This is a genomic window from Nonomuraea sp. NPDC003214, assembly GCF_053590035.1.
The window spans coordinates 16,102-32,807 of the sequence record NZ_JBSFSX010000017.1 but is presented as its reverse complement, the minus strand read 5'-3'; the positions used below and the strand labels follow the sequence as shown (position 1 = coordinate 32,807).

Genomic DNA, 16,706 nt, shown 5'->3' with positions numbered 1-16,706 from the left:
GGAAACCCGCTATTGTCGGCCTTGTAGGCGGAGGAGGCGAGGTCGTGCACGGCGCAGACACCGACGGGCGGGTGGTGGCCGCCGCGTGTTCGATCGCCATCGACGACCTGCCCGACGGGCTCATCGTGACCGACCGGTTCGGCCGCGTCCTCGCCGTCAACCGGGCCGCCGCCCGCCTCACCTCCGTGACGGCCGAGCGCGCCGTCGGCCGCGACATGAGCGAGGTCTTCCCCTTCCGCGACAACGACGGGCGCGAGTGGTGGAAGGCCCTCGACCCCGAGGGCGGCCTGCGCACCCGCAGCCGCGTCCCCGAGCGCCCGCTCCACCTGCCCGGCGGCCAGGAGCTGTACGTGGCCGCCAGGCTCGTGCGCGAGCCCGAGCGGTGCGGCGACGTCGAGCGCGTCACGATCACCCTGCGCGACGGCGGCGCCCGCGCCCGGCTGGAGCGCAGCCGCGCCGACCTGGTCTCCACCGTCGCCCACGAGCTGCGCTCCCCGCTGACCAGCGTCAAGGGCTTCACCGCCACGCTGCTCGCCAAGTGGACGCGCTTCACCGACGAGCAGAAGCGCGTCATGCTGGAGACCGTCAACAACGACGCCGACCGCGTCACCCGGCTCATCACCGAGCTGCTCGACGTCTCCCGCATCGAGTCGGGCCGGCTGGAGCTGCACCGCCAGGTCGTCGACCTGCCCGCGCGGGCGCGCCGGGTCATCGCCGGCCGGGTCGCCGCGGGCGAGCAGGAGGACCGCTTCCGCCTCGTCGTCGGCGACGACCTGCCCGAGATGTGGCTCGACCAGGACAAGGTTGACCAGATCCTGGCTAACCTGGTGGAAAACGGAGTGCGTCACGGGCGCGGAACTGTGACGATCGAGATCGAGTCCGTCGAATGGGGAGTGGCCGTGTCGGTGCGCGACGAGGGCGAGGGCGTCAAGCCCGAGCTGGCTCCGCGCGTCTTCAGGCAGTTCTGGCGCGGCGGCAACAGCCGCCGGCGGGGCGGCACCGGCCTGGGCCTGTTCATCGTCAAGGGCCTGGTCGAGGCGCACGGCGGCACCATCATCGTGCAGCGCGCCCCCGAGGGCGGCGCGGAGTTCCGATTTACCATGCCCACCGGCACTCCTGACTTCGCATAAACAGGACCGGTGGGCCGGGCCACTAGACTTTTCCCGCTCAAGCCCTGGATACGGAGCTCACTCTTGTCTGACTACGACCCCGTCGAGGTCACCCCGCTGCACGCCGACGAGGTGGCGCGCATGGAGGCCGGCGCCCTGGAGGCGATCAAGGCGGCCGACACGCTCGACGCACTCAAGCAGGCCAGGCTGGCGCACGCCGGCGACCGCTCGCCCATCGCCCTGGCCAACCGCGAGATCGGCGCCCTGCCTCCGGCCGCCCGCGCCGAGGCCGGCAAGCGCGTCGGCGCCGCCCGCAAGGCCATCGGCGAGGCGCTGGCCGCCCGCCAGGCCGAGCTGGAGGCCGAACGCGACGCCCGCGTGCTCGTCGAGGAGACCGTCGACGTCACCCTGCCCTGGGACCGGCGCCCGCGCGGCGCCCGCCACCCGCTGACCACGATGCAGGAGCGCATCGCCGACACCTTCGTCGCCATGGGCTACGAGGTCGTCGAAGGCCCCGAGCTCGAAGGCGAATGGTTCAACTTCGAGGCGCTCAACATCGCCAAGGACCACCCGGCCCGCTCCGAGCACGACACGTTCTTCGTCGGCTCCGCCGACTCGGGCATGGTGCTGCGCACCCAGACCTCGCCGCTGCAGATCCGCGCGCTGCTGGAGCGCGGCGTGCCCTGCTACGCGATCGCGCCCGGCAAGACGTTCCGCACCGACGAGCTCGACGCCACCCACACCCCGGTCTTCCACCAGACCGAGGGCCTGGCCGTCGACAAGGGCCTGACGATGGCCCATCTCAAGGGCACGCTCGACCGGTTCGCCGAGGTCATGTTCGGCGAGGGCATCACGACCCGGTTCCGGCCCAACTACTTCCCGTTCACCGAGCCGTCGGCCGAGCTGGACCTGAAGTGCTTCGTGTGCCGCGGCGCCTCCGCGGTGCCCGGCAACCCGCCCTGCCGCACCTGCAAGAACGAGGGCTGGATCGAGTGGGGCGGCTGCGGCATGGTCAACCCGCGGGTGCTCGTCGCCTGCGGCGTCGACCCGTCGGTCTACTCCGGGTTCGCCTTCGGGATGGGCATCGAGCGGACGCTGATGTTCCGCCACAACGCCGAGGACATGCGCGACATGATCGAGGGAGACGTGCGCTTCACGCTCCCGTTCGGAATGGAGATCTGATGAGGGTCCCGCTTTCCTGGCTGCGGGAGTGTGTCGATCTCCCGGCGGCGGTCACCGCGCAAGAGGTGGCCGACCAGCTCACCGCGGCAGGGCTCAAGCTGGAGTCCATCACCTCGCACGGCCACGACGTCAAGAACGTCGTCGTCGGCGAGGTGCTGGAGATCGAGGAGCTGACCGGCTTCAAGAAGCCGATCCGCCACTGCAGGGTCGAGGTCGGCGAGGCCGCGCCCCGCGAGATCGTCTGCGGCGCCACCAACTTCGCCGCCGGCGACCGCGTCCCGGTCGTGCTGCCGGGCGGCGTGCTGCCCGGCGGGTTCGAGGTCGGCGCCCGCAAGACCTACGGCCGCATGTCCGAGGGCATGATCTGCTCCGAGCGCGAGCTGGGCCTCGGCGACGACCACGGCGGCATCATGGTGCTGCCCGAGGGCACGCCCATCGGCGCCGACGTGGTCGAGCTGCTCGGCCTGCGCGACGACGTGCTGGAGCTGGAGATCACCCCCGACATCGGCTACGCGCTGTCGATCCGGGGCGTGGCCCGCGAGGTCGCCACCGCCTTCGGCGTGCCGTTCCGCGACCCCGCCGCCGTCGAGCCGCCCGCCGAGACCGAGCAGTCCTGGCCGGCGTCCATCGCCGACGAGACCGCCTGCGACCGGTTCGTGCTGCGCCGCGTCACCGGCTTCGACCCGGCCGCGCAGAGCCCGCTGTGGATGCGCGTACGCCTCACCCGCGCCGGCATGCGGCCCGTGTCGCTCGCCGTCGACATCACCAACTACCTCATGCTGGAGCTCGGCCAGCCGCTGCACGCCTTCGACGGTGCCAAGCTCACCGGCCCCGTCGTGGTGCGCCGGGCGCGCGCGGGCGAGCGGCTGGAGACGCTCGACCACGTCGTACGCGACCTCGACCCCGACGACATCCTCATCACCGACGAGTCCGGGCCGATCTCGATGGCCGGCACCATGGGCGGCCTGCAGACCGAGATCTCCGAGGGCTCGACCGACATCGTCATCGAGGCCGCGCACTTCTCCGCGACCGGCATCTCCCGCGAGTCCCGCAGGCACAACCTCGTCTCCGAGGCGTCCAAGCGGTTCGAGCGGGGCGTCGACCGCGAGCTGCCGCTCGTCGCCTCCTGGCGGGCCGTGTCGCTGCTGGCCGAGCTCGGCGGCGCCACCGTCCAGCCGGGTGTCACGCACGCCGAGGTGGACGTGACGCCCGCCCGCATCGCCATCCCGGCCAGCCACCCCGGCGACATCGCGGGCCTGCCCTACTCCAAGGAGACCGTCGTCCACCGCCTGGAGCAGGTCGGCTGCGTCGTCACCGACGGCGCCGACCCGGCGGTGCGCAGCGGCGGCGTCGACCCGACCGGCGTCGTCACCGGCGGTGAGCTGGCCGCCCGGCTGGCCGTCACCGGCGACGACATGATCACGGTGACGCCGCCGTCGTGGCGCCCCGACCTCACCGACCCCAACGACCTGGCCGAAGAGGTCATCCGGCTGGAGGGCTACGAGAAGCTGCCCTCCGTGCTGCCCAAGGCCCCGGCCGGCGCCGGGCTCACCGAAGGGCAGCGGCTGCGCAGGCGCGTCGGCCGGGCGCTCGCCGAGGCGGGCTACGTCGAGGTGCTGGCCTACCCGTTCATCAGCGCCGACGACTTCGACCGGCTCCAGCTGCCCGCCGACGACGCGCGCCGCCGGGCCATGCGGCTGTCCAACCCGCTGGCCGAGGACGAGCCGCTGATGCGCACCACGCTGCTGCCGGGGCTGCTCAAGGTCCTGGTCCGCAACGCCGGACGCGGCTTCGCCGACGTGGCGCTGTTCGAGACCGGCGCGGTCTACCGGCCGCGCGAGGGCGCCCCCTCGGTCGCGCCGGTGCTCGGCGTCGAACGCCGTCCCACGGCCGACGAGCTCGCCTCCATCGAGGAGGCGCTGCCCGACCAGCCGATCCGGGTCGCGGCCGTGCTCGCCGGCGAGCTCGAGCGCTCCGGCTGGTGGGGCGCCGGCCGCCAGGCCTCCTGGGCCGACGCCGTCCAGGCCGCCCGCCTGATCGTCGGCGAGGCCGGGCTGGAGCTGTCGATCACCGCCGACCAGCACGAGCCATGGCACCCGGGCCGCTGCGCCGCCCTCTACCTGGGCGACACGCTCATCGGCCACGCCGGCGAGCTGCACCCGCGCGTGGTCGAGGCCTACGGGCTGCCGCCGCGCACCGCCGCGCTGGAGCTGGAGCTGACCCGCCTGGAGGCGGCGCTGACCGGCCCCGTCGACGCCCCGGCCATCTCGTCCTACCCGATCGCCACCCAGGACGTGGCGCTCGTCGTCCCCGACTTCACCCCGGTCGCGGACGTCGAGGCCGCGCTGCGTGACGGCGCGGGCGAGCTGCTGGAGTCGGTGCGGCTGTTCGACGTCTACGCGGGCGAGCAGGTGGGCGAAGGCAACAAGTCGCTCGCCTACAGCCTGCGCTTCCGCGCCCCGGACCGCACGCTGACGGTGGAGGAGACGACGGCCGCCCGCGACGCCGCCGTCGCCCTCGCCGCCGACCGCGTCGGCGCCCACCTGCGCACCTCCTGACCCCGACCCCCAGGGCCGGTACGGACTCCCGTACCGGCCCTCGCCATGCCTAGAAGGTGTCGATCTCGGTGAGGTCGAGGTCGATGTCGAAGGGGACGGTGACCTTGAGGCGGTCGTGGTAGATGCCGGTGGGCACGTAGGAGCGGGTGGGCGGGTCGAGCTCGTGGACGTAGACGACGGGTCTGCCGGAGTCGCTTTCGACGCGCCAGAAGTGGGGGATGCCGGCTTCGGCGTAGAGGGCCGGTTTGCGGGCGCGGTCGCGCTCCTCCGATTCGGGCGAGACCACCTCTGCCGCCAGCACCACGTCGGCGGCCTCGTAGAAGGTGGCGTCGGGGCGGATGACGGCCCGGGGGCCGAGGACGATGAGGTCCGGCTCGGGGCGCTGCCGGGGGCCGAGCTTCACGCTCATCTCGCGGCGGACCCGGTGCCCTTCGGGGGCCGCCGCGCGCAGCCCCACGGCCAGCAAGAACAGCGCCGAGGTGTGGAAGTCTCGCTGTGGGCTCACGAAGACCAAGCTTCCGTCAATCAACTCTGTGTGCGCAGGCAGATCCGGAATGTGATCGAGGTCTTCCGCCGTGAAGCCCTGCGGTGGCGGGAACACCCAGTCGGGTAGCGAAGGTGGCGTCATCGTCAGGCTCACCGCTTCGGCCGTCATGGTTCTTACCGTAGCAAGCTACTTCGATCACTGTAGGTGAACGAGTGCCGGGCTGGCGAGTGGTGAGAGAATGCGGCTCTATGAGGCAGCTGCTCGTGTTCGGTGAGAGGGACGACGCCGAAGAGGTGGCCGAGACGCTGGGGGAGTGGTTCCCGGGGCTGGGGGTGCCGCGGGTGGTGCGGGAGACCCTGGCGGGGGAGGACGACGCCGAGGACGCCCAGTGGGTCGTGGTGCTCGACGGCGCCGATGAGGTGGATCCGGTGAAGGTCGACGAGCTGGTGGAGCGCTACGACGGGTGGCGCGAGGACGCGTAGGGCGCCGGAGCGGGCGTGCTCCGGCGCCCGGCGGGCGGTGCGGGGTCAGCCGATGGGCTCGAAGGGGTTCGGGGGCTGGGCGGTCCAGCGGTGGAGCTGGGCGTGGGCGGTCTGCTTGGTCACCCCGTCCTCGACGATCTTGCCGTCCTTGACGACGTAGAAGCGGCCGTCGTCCAGCGAGGCCAGGCCGTACTGGCCGCCCGACTCCCAGCCGCGGACGCCGCTCTGCGGGTCGTGCAGGCCCTTGGGGGCGAGGGGGAGGATGGCGCCCTGCTCCGGCTGCGGCTGGCCCACGACGGGCCCGGTGACGGGCTTGGCCGAGGCGTCGACGGTGAAGAGCGAGTAGTTGGGGAAGCCCGGCTTGGCGCCCTTGTAGGCGGCCATGAGCCAGGTGCCGCTGTGGCCGTCGAACTCCAGGTTCTGCACCCCGTACCTGGTGTTGCCGGTGCGGACGAAGTACTTGCCGGCGGGGGCGTCGGGCCCGGCGGTGTGCGGGGCCGACTGGGTGAGGGGCCGCTCGTACTTGCGCCACTGGTTGACGTCGTACTGCAGCAGGACCTGGTGGTCGTTGTCGGCGCGGGTGGTGTTGGAGTAGACGCCGTAGGCGACGGTGAGCTTCTGCTTGCCGTGCCGCTTGCCGAACTCGGGCCCGAACGCGACGCCGTCGATGCCGCTGCAGCCGTAGCGGTGGTCGGGGGTGTCGGCCACGTTGCCGTCGAAGACGCCGTCGCCGTTCATGTCGGCGCTGTAGTCGGCCACGACCTCCTTGAGGTAGACGGTCTTGACCACGTCGGAGTTCTCGGCGTCCATGCCGAGGCTGGTGATGCGGTCGACGTCGAAGATCGCGATGTAGAACGCCTTGGCGTCCTTGTACTCCAGCGAGCCGTAGACGCGGCCGTCCTGCCGGTTGAGATCGAGGTCGCCCAGGTGGCCGGTGAAGCCGGTCACCGAGCCGACGGGCTTGCCGGTCAGGTCGGTCTTGACGAGGAGGTTGGTGAACGAGAAGTACATGAAGCCCTTCTTCTCGTCCACCGCGATCCCCTGGACGTGCCCCGCCTGCCAGGCCCCGCCGTACACCTCCGCCGGGAAGGACGGCCGGTCGGCCGCGTGGGCGGGGAGGGAGACGAGGGTGGAAGCCGTGAGGGCGGCGGCCAGGACGTGTGCGACCCGCATGTGTTGCCTTTCAGGATGTTCCTTGACGAACCCGGATAATAAGGCGTCGCAGAAGATCCTTACAGACTTCTAGACGGCCAGTCCATGTCCGCTGGTCAAACTCCTGGTGAGGCGGAGGTCGTGGGAGCCGTCGGCGCGGGTCAGCTCGTAGTAGAACCACCACTCGTCCCCGACGGCCAGCGCGTTGACGTAGCGGAGGGACCCGGTGGCGTACGGCGAGACCGACCAGGGACCGCCGGGCGTGAGGCTGCGCCAGGAGCGCAGGTCAGGGGAGACGGCCAGGCCGCAGCGCTCCTCGTAGTTCTCCTCGTGGGAGGCCGAGCCGTCGTAGAGGCCGAGGAAGCCGCCCTCGATGGGCACGACGCTGTTGAGCCGGGCCTGGTAGCGGTCCCAGCCGCCGCCGACCGCCAGCGCCTCGCCCTCCCAGCGGAACTCCTCGCCGCCGTCGTGGGAGACGGCCAGGCCGGTGGGGTGGGTGGTGGCGCCGACCGCGTAGACGTCGCCGCTCGCGTGGGCGTCCGCGCGCGGCCCGGCGAACGGGGCGGCGTAGCTGGCGAACAGGTACGTCACCCCGCCCCAGGTCAGCGCGTACGGGTCCTTGACCCCCTCGGTGCCGGTGGACGCGGCCGTCAGGACCGGGCGGCGGGCGGCGAGGTCGAAGCGCGCGGGGTGGGCGGCGGTCAGGCCGTCGATCCGCCAGCGGTTGTCGGCGGGATCCACGTACGAGATCAGCAGCCGGTAACCGCCGGACGCGGTGCGCGTCAGGCAGAAGCGTTCCATGGAGGGGGTGCCGAGCTCGTCCTTGCGCACCGACCACACGTCGGTGAAGCGGACGCCGTCGTCGGAGACGGCCACGGCGCAGCGCCAGCCGCGCTCGGCGGCGGCGCCCCGGGGGCGGCGCTGCCGGTAGGTGAGCCAGAACCGCTCGCCGTCGTGCAGCACGCCGGCGCTGCCGGCCCAGTAGCCGGGCTCGTCGCGTTCGGGCCGCAGGACGACGGTCGCGCCGGCGGGGTCGATCGGGGGCAGGGGCATGGGGCCTCGCAGGCGGGAACGGGCGGCCCGCGGGGGCCGCCGTGAAATTTGCTCAGGTTGCGAAATTAACCCGCCGTTCGTCACGCGCCGCAACCCTCGTTACGCGAACGTTACGGGACGTGCACGATCACCTACGGCGGTGTTTCGCCTGGTGAAGGCCGAAATTTCGGCCCGTAGACCGTTTTTTCCGGGTTATTGACCAAAAAGAGCGGCGGTCGGCAGACTCTGCCCTATGCCCGGTCCACTCTCACAGTTGCGCCGCGGGCACGAGGAGCTCGTCCTCGGCCTGTTGCGCCGGCACGGCCCGCTGAGCCGCGGCGAGCTCGGCAAGCACTGCGGCCTGTCCCGCACCACCCTGTACGACATCCTGGCCGAACTCGTGGCCAGCGGCGCGGTCGTCGCCGCCACCCAGCAGGAGGCGCCGCGCGGACGCGGCAGGCCCGCCGAGACCCTCACCCTCAACCCCGACGCCGGCCAGGCCATCGGCATCGACTTCGCCCGGCGCGCCGTGCACGTCGCCGCCGTCAACGTGGCGCACGAGGTCGTCGGCTCGGCGAGCGAGCCGCACCCGGCCGGTCTGCCGTGGGAGGAGCGGGTGGAGCTCGCCGCCCGGCTGGTGCGCGGCCTGACCGGCGCCCACGGCGGCGGCGCGCTGCGGCTCGGCGCGCTCAGCGCGATCGGCGTCGGCGTCGTCGGCCCCGTGGGCGGCGGCCCTCAAAGTGAGGACGGCCCCGGTGACGGCCGCGGGGGGAGCGACCCCCGGGGGCACGAACGGCTCGCCGGGCTGCTGCGCGAGCGCTTCGGCGTGCCGGTGCTGGCCGACAACAACACCCGGCTGGCGGCGCTGGCCGAGTCCATCTGGGGCGCGGCCACCGGCGTCGAGGACGTGCTCTACCTGCGGCTGTCGCACGGCGTCGGCGGCGGGCTGGTGGTCGGCGGATCGCTGCACCGCGGAGCGTACGGGCTGTCGGGGGAGTTCGGCCACATCACGGTCGACCCGGCGGGCGCGCGCTGCGACTGCGGCGGGACCGGTTGCCTGGAGACCGTCGCGTCGATAAGGGCCGTGCTCGACGCCTACCGGGCGGCGGGCGGGCGCGCCGAGGACGTGCCGGAGCTGGTCAAGGCGGTGCGCGAGGGTGACGCCGTCGCGCTCGGCCTGCTGCGCGACGTCGGCTCGCGCGTCGGCGCGGTGCTCGCCGCGCTGTGCAACGCGATCGGCCCGAGCGTGGTCGTCGTCGGCGGCGAGCTGGCGGAGGCCGGGGCCGCGCTGTTGGACCCGGTCGGGGAGACGCTGGGCGCGCAGATCATGCCCGTCACCCGCGACCGGGTGAGCCTGCGCCGAGCCACGCTGGGCGAGGCCGCGGGCGCGCTCGGGGCGATCGCCCTGGTCCTGCATGAATCGCCCCTGCTGTCCCGCTACCCGGCGGACGGCGACGAGGCGGAGCGGCCTCCGGCGGCGCCGGAGCGAGCGGAGGAGACCATGAACCCTGGGAGGCGGCGATGACCGCGATCTCCGCGCCGCAGCGCAAGACGGGCGGCGGGGCCGAGGGGCGCAGGCCGCGCCGCTCGATCGTGCTCAACCTGGTGGCCGTCGTCATCGGCCTGGCGATCTGGACGCTGCTGGCGTCGGTCGGCGTGCAGGGCATGCCCGGCCCGGCCGAGGTCGCCGCCCGGGCGGTCGAGCTGGTCGCCGACGGCACGCTGGCGATGGACGCGCTGGCCAGCCTGCGCCGCGTGCTGCTCGGCTTCCTGCTGGGCACGCTGCTGGCCGTGCCGGTCGGCTTCCTGATGGGCTGGTACGCCACCGCGCGCGGCCTGCTGGAGCCGTACGTCCAGTTCTTCCGCACGATCCCGCCGCTGGCGATCATCCCGCTGGCCATCGTGCTCATGGGCATCGGCGAGGTGCCCAAGGTGTTCGTCATCTTCCTGGCGTCGTTCCTGTCGAGCGTCGTGGCGACGTTCCAGGGCGTGGTGGACGTGGACAAGACGCTCATCAACGCCGCCCGGGTGCTCGGCGCCTCGGACCGGACCATCTTCCTCAAGGTCGTGGTGCCGGCCTCCACGCCGTTCATCCTGGTCGGCATGCGGGTCGGGCTCGGCTCGGCGTGGGGCACGCTGGTGGCCGCCGAGCTGATCGCCGCGCAGGAGGGGCTCGGCTTCCGGATGCAGCAGGCCCAGCTCTACTACGACCTGTCCACGATCTTCGTCGGACTGATCGCCATCGGCGTGCTCGGCCTGCTGATGGACCGGCTGCTGCTCCTGGCCGAGCGACGACTCACCGACTGGCAGGAGCGCCGATGACCACCAAGATCTCCTTCAGGGACGTCGTCAAGACCTACCCGATGCGCGAGGGCACGTTCACCGCGCTCGACCACGTCAGCCTGGACATCGCCGACCAGGAGTTCGTCACCGTCGTCGGCCCGTCGGGGTGCGGCAAGAGCACGCTGATGAGCATGGCCGCCGGGCTCGTCGAGCCGTCGGCGGGCCAGGTGCTCGTGGACGGCGAGCCGGTCGCCGGCCCCGGCCCCGACCGCGGCGTCATCTTCCAGCAGTACGCGCTGTTCCCCTGGCTGACCGTGCGCAAGAACGTCGAGTTCGGGCTGAAGCTGGCCGACCTCCCGGCGGAGGAGCGCAGGCGCCGCGCCGAGCGGGCCATCGAGCTCGTCGGCCTGTCGGACTTCGCCGACGCGCTGCCCAAGACGCTGTCCGGCGGCATGAAGCAGCGCTGCGCCATCGCCCGCGCCTACGCGGTCAACCCGAAGGTGCTGCTCATGGACGAGCCGTTCGGCGCGCTGGACGCGCTGACCCGGGTGCAGCTCCAGGACCAGCTCCTGCACACCTGGAGCCAGGATCAGCGCACGGTCATGTTCATCACCCACGACGTGGACGAGGCCGTCTACCTGGCCAGCCGGGTGATCGTCATGGCCGCCAGGCCCGGCCGGGTCCAGCGGATCATCGACGTCGGCCTGCCCTACCCGCGCACCGAGGAGATCCGCCTGTCGCCCGAGTTCGGCCGCATCCGCAACGAGGTCTGGCACTCCGTCTACCACCAAGCTCCCGCGGCCTGATCGGCCGACGAAACCCCCCGGAAAGGACGTACCCGCCATGCGTGTGCTTCGCCGCGCCCTGACGGCCGCCACAGCGGTGATCATGATGTCGCTGTCCGTGTCCGCGTGCTCCGAGGACGGCTCCACCGTCCGCTTCGGCTACATCAGCGACTACAACGGCGCCAGCCTGCTGGCCATCGCCGACAAGCAGGGCCTGTGGGAGAAGCAGGGCCTGACGCCCGAGATCAAGGTCTTCACCAACGGCCCGCTGCAGATCCAGGCGCTCGGCGCGGGCGACCTCGACTTCGGCTACATCGGCCCGGGGGCCATGTGGCTGCCCGCGTCCGGCAAGGCCAAGGTCGTGGCCGTCAACACCCTCGCCTACGCCGACCGCGTCATCGCCCGGCCCGGCATCGCGAGCATCCGGGACCTGAAGGGCAAGAAGGTCGGCGTGCCCGAGGGCACCTCCGGAGACATGGTGCTCAACCTGGCCCTGCGGAAGGCCGGCATGACCGTCGAGGACATCGAGAAGGTGCCGATGGACCCGGCCACGGTCGTCTCCGCGTTCGCCGCCGGGCAGATCGACGGCGCCGGCATCTGGTACCCGCTGATCGACACGATCAAGGCCAAGGTGCCCGGCACGGTCGAGCTGGCCAGCACCAAGGAGTTCCCGGACAACTCGTTCCCGACCGCGTTCGTCGGCGGCAACGAGGTGGCGCCTGAGCTGACCGAGAAGGTGCTCAAGGTGCTGCAGGAGGCCAACGACTGGCGCGCCGCCCACCCGGACGAGGCGATCGCCGAGGCGGCGGCCCTGCTCAAGCTCGACAAGGCCAAGGTCGCGGCCGACGCGGCGAACGTGCAGACGATGTCGACCGCCGACCTGGTCGCCAAGACCCAGGACGGCAGCGTCGGCAAGTGGCTGAACAGCCTGAGCGAGTTCTTCGTCAGCACCGGCCAGCTCCCGTCGGCCCCCGACCCGGCCACCTACTACACCGGCGATCTCTACACGAAGGCCTACAGTAAGTGAACCTGCTGTTCCTGATGACCGACCAGCACCGCGTCGACACGCTGGGCTGCTACGGCAACCCGCACGTCGCCACGCCGAATCTCGACCGGCTGGCCGAGACCGGCACGCGGTTCGACCGGTTCTACACGCCCACGGCCATCTGCACCCCGGCGCGGGCCAGCCTGCTCACCGGGCAGGCGCCGTTCCGGCACCGGCTGCTGGCCAACTACGAGCGCAACGTCGGCTACCTGGAGGACCTGCGCGACGACGCCTTCACCTTCCCGGAGGCGCTGAAGGAGCGCGGCTACCGGCTCGGGCTGATCGGCAAGTGGCACGGCGGCACCCACCGCAACGCCGCCTCGTACGGCTTCGACGGTCCCGACCTGCCCGGCTGGCACAACCCGGTCGACCACCCCGACTACCTGGCGTACCTGAAGGAGCGTGACCTGCCGCCGTACCGGATCTCGGACCTGATCCGCGGCACCACGCCCAACGGCAACCCGGGCAACCTTCTGGCGGCGCGGCTGCACCAGCCGGTGGAGGCCACGTTCGAGCACTACCTGGCGACGCGGGCGATCGAGCACCTGGACCGTTACGCGGCCATCGGGGAGCCGTTCTTCCTGGCGACCCACTTCTTCGGGCCGCACCTGCCGTACCTGCTGCCGGACGAGTACTTCGACCTGTACGACCCGGCGCTGGTCGAGCTGCCGCCCTCGATCGCCGAGACGTTCGAGGGCAAGCCGCCGGTGCAGCGCAACTACAGCGAGCACTGGACGTTCGACACGATCCCCATCGAGGTGACGCGCAAGCTGATCGCCGTCTACTGGGGGTACGTGACGCTCATCGACCAGCAGATCGGCCGCATCCTGGACAGGCTCGACGAGCTTGGCCTTTCCGACCGGACCGGGGTGTTCTTCACCGCGGACCACGGCGAGTTCACCGGGGCGCACCGGCTGCACGACAAGGGCCCGGCGATGTACGAGGACATCTACCGCATCCCCGGCATCATCCGCGTCCCGGGGGCGCAGCCGCAGGTCAGGGACGAGTTCGTCACGCTCACCGACTGCACGGCGACGATCCTCGACCTGGCCGGTGTCGACACCTCCCCGGCGGTCGACAGCCGCAGCCTGGTCCCGCTGGTGCGCGGCGAGCGGCCGGAGTGGGCCCCCGAGCTGGTCGCCGAGTTCCACGGCCACCACTTCCCCTACCCGCAGCGGATGATCCGCGACGAGCGCTACAAGCTGGTGGTCAACCCCGAGTCCGTCAACGAGCTGTACGACCTCGCCGGCGACCCGCACGAGCTCAGCAACCGCTACGAGCACCCCGAGCTGCGCCCGGTCCGTCAGCGCCTCATGCGCAGGCTGTACGACCTGCTCCGGGAGCGCGGCGACAACTTCTATCACTGGATGACGCCCATGTACGACATCGGCGCCTCGGACTACGACCCGAGCCTGAGCGCCTTCGAACCAGAGGACAGTCCGGTCTAGGCGGTCGTCGGCTCCTGGGCGCGGCGCGCCCGCTCCGCCAGCGCGTGCTCGTCGGTACGCGCGTCGTAGCGGCGGAAGGCGGGCAGCGCCGCGCTCAGCAGCGCGACCGCGCCCACGCACATCAGCCCGCCCAGGCCCAGCGACAGCCTCGGCCCGCCGAGCTGGCCCATCAGCGACGCTCTGGCGTTGCCCAGCATCGGCCCGGTCGAGTAGGACAGCAGCTCGATGCCCGCCAGCCGGCCGCGCATCTCGTTCGGGATCGTCTGGTTCCACATCGTCATCCGGAAGATGCCGCTGATCATGTCGGCGGCCCCGGCCAGAGCCAGGCAGACGACCAGCGCCCAGAACTGCGGGATCGCGGCGGCCAGCGCCACCGCGACGCCCCACACCGACGCGGCCACGATCACGCCGAGCCCCTGCCGCTGCACCCGGGCCGCCCAGCCGCCGGTCACCGAGGCGATGAGGGAGCCGATCGCGCCCGCCGAGTAGAGCAGGCCGACGGCCGGCAGCGCCCCGTACTCCTCGGCCAGGCCGGGGAACAGCGCGATGGACATGGCGAACACCATCGCCGCGATGTCCACCAGGTAGGTGCCGACCAGGTCCTTGCGGCTCACCGCGTAGCGCAGCCCGTCGATCATCGACCTGATCGAGGCGGGCTGGGCGTCCTCGGCCGGCGGGCGGGAGCCGATCCGCCACAGCAGCGCCAGCGACAGCAGGAAGCTGACCGTGTCGAGCCCGTAGGCGAAGGCCGCACCCCATTCGGCCACCAGCCAGCCGCCCAGCGCGGGGGCGGCGATCGCGCCGAAGTTCCACCGCAGGCTCGTCAGCACCGCCGCGGCGCCGAGCTGCTCGTGCTTGACCACCTGCGGGATCAGCGACTCCATGCTGGGCCGCTGCAGGCACGTGATGCCCACCGCCAGCGCCCCGACCACGTACAGCACCCAGATCTGCGGCTGCGGCAGCATGGCGTTGACCATGAGCGCCGCCGCCGTCACGGCCAGCCCGACCTCGCTCAGCAGGATGATCCTGCGCCGGTCGAGGGAGTCGGCGATCGCGCCGCCCCACAGCCCGCACACCACCATGGGCACGAACTCGACCAGGCTCATCATCCCGACGGCCACGTACGAGCCGGTGAGCTGCCACATCTGGAACGGCAGCGCCACCATCGTGATGAACGTGCCGAACATCGTCACGACGCCGGAGGCCATCAGCAGCCGGAAGTCACGCGAGTCACGCAGCGGGCTCAGGTCCGGGGCGAGTCTGCTGAGCTGGGATATCACACGACGGCGCACGGGCGTCGATTGTCCACGCCCGTGCGCGTTCCCGGCAAACCGTTTTCCGCCCGGTGGTCAGCGGAGCTTGCGCAGGCCCATGATCTGCAGCTCGGCGAACACGCCCACCACGAGCGCCTGGGCGATGGCCCACACCGCGCCGATCGTGGTGAACTCCATCATCCCGGTGATCACGGCGGCGACGCTGCCGAGCGTCCAGGCGATGTTCAGCCCGATCACGGCCTTGACGCCCGCCTGGCTGACCGTGCCCCTGGCCGCCAGGAGGCCGACGGCGACGCCGTACACGAGCAGGAACGCCCCGATGCCGCGCAGCAGGCCCGCGTCCGGCCCGAGCAGGTCGCTCACCAGGCCGGCCCCGGCGAGGTAGACCAGCCCGTTGGCGCCGGTGACGACGGCGTCGAGGGCCAGCACGAGGCGCAGGAACTTGGCGCGGCCGGTGGTGGCGACGGTGAGAGTGGTCATCTCGCTTCTCCTTCAAGGATTCTGTCCGACACCGCAACCGTGCCATCACGGGCGTAGGCGGCGCGATTACGCGTGAGGTAATGCGGCCTCCGGGCGGCGGTTCAGGCGGGCCAGCTCGCCGGGGGTGAGCCTCAGCCCGGCGGCGGCGGCCGAGTCGGTGATCGAGGCCGGCCGGGTCGCGCCCGGGCTGGGGATCACCCGCGGGCTCAGCGCGAGCAGCCAGGCGAGGCAGACGCGCTGCGGGCTCACCCCGCGCAGCCGTCGCGGACGGCGGGGGAGAAGCGGTTCTGCACCGACACCAGCCTTTCGCCCAGGTCGAGCGCAGCGCCCCGACCGACTCGGCGACCGGCACCGCCGGGTCCGGCCTGTGCAGCTGGTACAGGCCGATGGCCTCGGCGCCCAGCCCGACGGCGCCCACGCGGACGTCCCCGATCACGCGCACCCTGCCACCTGCCCTGCCACCCGCCCCTCCGCGACCCCCGCCACGACCTCCGCCGCCACCCCCGGCAGCCAGGCGCTCAGCTCCGAGAAGCGGAACCCGAGCCCGCTCGCCCGGCCGTTGTCCAGGGCGTACGCGCGCCCGAACGAGTACGGGGACGCCTCCTCGCCGACGGTGTAGACGGCCCGGCCGGCCCCCGCGGCGGCCAGCGCGTCGCACAGATCGAACACGTCGGCCGGCCCGTGCGAGCAGGCGTTGACCGGCCCGGTGAACGATCCGCGCACCGCCCACACGAGCACGTCGGCGATCTCCGCGTGGCTGACGAACGTCGCCGGGCGGGGCCGCCGGTGCACCACGATCGGGACGCCGTCGCGCATCCGCCGCGCGTAGTGGGCCAGCCGCCCGGTGAAGTCGGCCCCGCCCAGCACGTGCGCGGTGCGCACCGCCACCACCTCGAACGGCGGGCGCCCGGCCAGCACCGCCTCCGCCTGCCGCTTGCCCTCGCCGTAGTGGGCCGCCAGGAAGCCCGGGTCGCGCCACGGCAGCTCCGGCCGCACCGGCCAGGCGCCCGCGTCCACCGCGTCCTCGGCCCACGGGCCGCCGTCGAGCCGGTCGTACACCTCGGCGGTCGAGGTCATCACGTAGCGGCCGGCGCGCCCGGCGAAGACGCGCCGCGCCGACGCCGCCTGCAGCGGGGTGTAGCAGACCTGGTCGAGCACCACGTCGAAGGAGCGTCCCGCGAGCGCGGCCCGCAGCCCCGCCTCGTCGTCGCGGTCGGCCGCCACGTGCCGCACCCCTTCGGGCACGGGGGCCGAGCCGCGGCTGACCACGGTCACGTCGGCCCCCTCGTCGCGCAGGCGCTCGACCACCCGCCTGCCGAAGTACCGGCTGCCGCCGATCACGCACACACTGTCCATGCGCACAGCCTCGCGGCACTACAGTCATCAGCG

At 72.3% G+C, this 16,706-nt stretch carries 16 protein-coding genes; 9 read left to right on the top strand and 7 right to left on the bottom strand.

Annotated elements, in window-relative coordinates; genetic code table 11:
- Positions 1–44 precede the first annotated feature (44 nt).
- The 3 genes from ACWDXC_RS38290 (at position 45) to ACWDXC_RS38280 (ending at position 4,849) form a co-directional block, all read left to right on the top strand.
- On the top strand, positions 45–1,130 hold the full coding sequence (locus ACWDXC_RS38290; RefSeq protein ID WP_308125661.1) for a sensor histidine kinase: 1,086 nt from the start codon (positions 45–47) through the stop codon (positions 1,128–1,130).
- A gap of 120 nt (positions 1,131–1,250) precedes the next feature.
- A complete protein-coding gene (pheS, locus tag ACWDXC_RS38285; protein ID WP_449990811.1) occupies positions 1,251–2,291 on the top strand; it encodes a phenylalanine--tRNA ligase subunit alpha in 1,041 nt (346 codons plus the stop codon).
- Complete coding sequence (locus ACWDXC_RS38280) at positions 2,291–4,849, top strand: phenylalanine--tRNA ligase subunit beta (protein WP_449990663.1); 2,559 nt, start codon at positions 2,291–2,293, stop codon at positions 4,847–4,849. Before pheS ends, ACWDXC_RS38280 begins: the two co-directional genes overlap by 1 nt.
- 49 nt (positions 4,850–4,898) lie before the next feature.
- Here the strand turns inward: ACWDXC_RS38280 and ACWDXC_RS38275 are convergent, their stop codons facing one another.
- A complete protein-coding gene (locus tag ACWDXC_RS38275) occupies positions 4,899–5,477 on the bottom strand; it encodes a Uma2 family endonuclease (protein WP_449990808.1) in 579 nt (192 codons plus the stop codon).
- A 107-nt stretch (positions 5,478–5,584) separates the two neighbouring features.
- Here ACWDXC_RS38275 and ACWDXC_RS38270 point away from each other — a divergent pair, with 107 nt between their 5' ends.
- The gene (locus ACWDXC_RS38270) at positions 5,585–5,818 is read left to right on the top strand and encodes a hypothetical protein (RefSeq protein WP_449990660.1); all 234 of its coding nucleotides are present in this window, start codon (positions 5,585–5,587) and stop codon (positions 5,816–5,818) included.
- Between the two features lie 45 nt (positions 5,819–5,863).
- Here ACWDXC_RS38270 and ACWDXC_RS38265 read toward each other — a convergent pair whose 3' ends face one another.
- On the bottom strand, positions 5,864–6,991 hold the full coding sequence (locus ACWDXC_RS38265; protein WP_449990657.1) for a hypothetical protein: 1,128 nt from the start codon (positions 6,989–6,991) through the stop codon (positions 5,864–5,866).
- Positions 6,992–7,060: 69 nt separating this feature from the next.
- Positions 7,061–8,023: a hypothetical protein gene (locus tag ACWDXC_RS38260; protein ID WP_449990655.1), complete on the bottom strand. Its 963-nt coding sequence runs from the start codon at positions 8,021–8,023 to the stop codon at positions 7,061–7,063.
- 232 nt (positions 8,024–8,255) lie between these two features.
- On the opposite strand from ACWDXC_RS38260, the gene ACWDXC_RS38255 reads away from it, so the two are divergent.
- The 5 genes from ACWDXC_RS38255 to ACWDXC_RS38235 are packed head-to-tail and all read left to right on the top strand — an operon-like array spanning position 8,256 to position 13,563.
- Entirely contained in the window at positions 8,256–9,527 is a 1,272-nt protein-coding gene (locus tag ACWDXC_RS38255) for an ROK family protein (RefSeq protein WP_449990653.1), read from the top strand.
- Positions 9,524–10,324 (top strand): ABC transporter permease, encoded by an 801-nt coding sequence (locus ACWDXC_RS38250; RefSeq protein ID WP_449990650.1) that lies wholly within the window; start codon positions 9,524–9,526, stop codon positions 10,322–10,324. Before ACWDXC_RS38255 ends, ACWDXC_RS38250 begins: the two co-directional genes overlap by 4 nt.
- Positions 10,321–11,091, top strand: a complete 771-nt coding sequence (locus tag ACWDXC_RS38245) for an ABC transporter ATP-binding protein (RefSeq protein ID WP_364181565.1) — start codon at positions 10,321–10,323, stop codon at positions 11,089–11,091. Before ACWDXC_RS38250 ends, ACWDXC_RS38245 begins: the two co-directional genes overlap by 4 nt.
- A 37-nt stretch (positions 11,092–11,128) precedes the next feature.
- Positions 11,129–12,097 (top strand): aliphatic sulfonate ABC transporter substrate-binding protein, encoded by a 969-nt coding sequence (locus ACWDXC_RS38240; RefSeq protein WP_357587458.1) that lies wholly within the window; start codon positions 11,129–11,131, stop codon positions 12,095–12,097.
- Positions 12,094–13,563 (top strand): sulfatase-like hydrolase/transferase, encoded by a 1,470-nt coding sequence (locus ACWDXC_RS38235; protein ID WP_449990647.1) that lies wholly within the window; start codon positions 12,094–12,096, stop codon positions 13,561–13,563. Before ACWDXC_RS38240 ends, ACWDXC_RS38235 begins: the two co-directional genes overlap by 4 nt.
- On the opposite strand, the gene ACWDXC_RS38230 is transcribed toward ACWDXC_RS38235, so the two are convergent.
- The 4 genes from ACWDXC_RS38230 to ACWDXC_RS38215 all read right to left on the bottom strand — a co-directional run bounded on the left by ACWDXC_RS38230 (position 13,560) and on the right by ACWDXC_RS38215 (position 16,673).
- Positions 13,560–14,855 carry an MFS transporter gene (locus ACWDXC_RS38230; protein WP_449990644.1) on the bottom strand — a complete coding sequence of 432 codons (1,296 nt, stop codon included), beginning with the start codon at positions 14,853–14,855 and terminating at the stop codon, positions 13,560–13,562. The genes ACWDXC_RS38235 and ACWDXC_RS38230 overlap by 4 nt on opposite strands.
- A gap of 57 nt (positions 14,856–14,912) precedes the next feature.
- A complete protein-coding gene (locus ACWDXC_RS38225; RefSeq protein ID WP_357587452.1) occupies positions 14,913–15,317 on the bottom strand; it encodes a hypothetical protein in 405 nt (134 codons plus the stop codon).
- A 66-nt stretch (positions 15,318–15,383) separates the two neighbouring features.
- The gene (locus ACWDXC_RS38220) at positions 15,384–15,566 is read right to left on the bottom strand and encodes an aldo/keto reductase (protein WP_449990641.1); all 183 of its coding nucleotides are present in this window, start codon (positions 15,564–15,566) and stop codon (positions 15,384–15,386) included.
- Positions 15,567–15,749: 183 nt separating this feature from the next.
- Positions 15,750–16,673, bottom strand: coding sequence for an NAD-dependent epimerase/dehydratase family protein (locus ACWDXC_RS38215; RefSeq protein ID WP_449990638.1), 924 nt, complete (start codon positions 16,671–16,673; stop codon positions 15,750–15,752).
- Positions 16,674–16,706 lie beyond the last annotated feature (33 nt).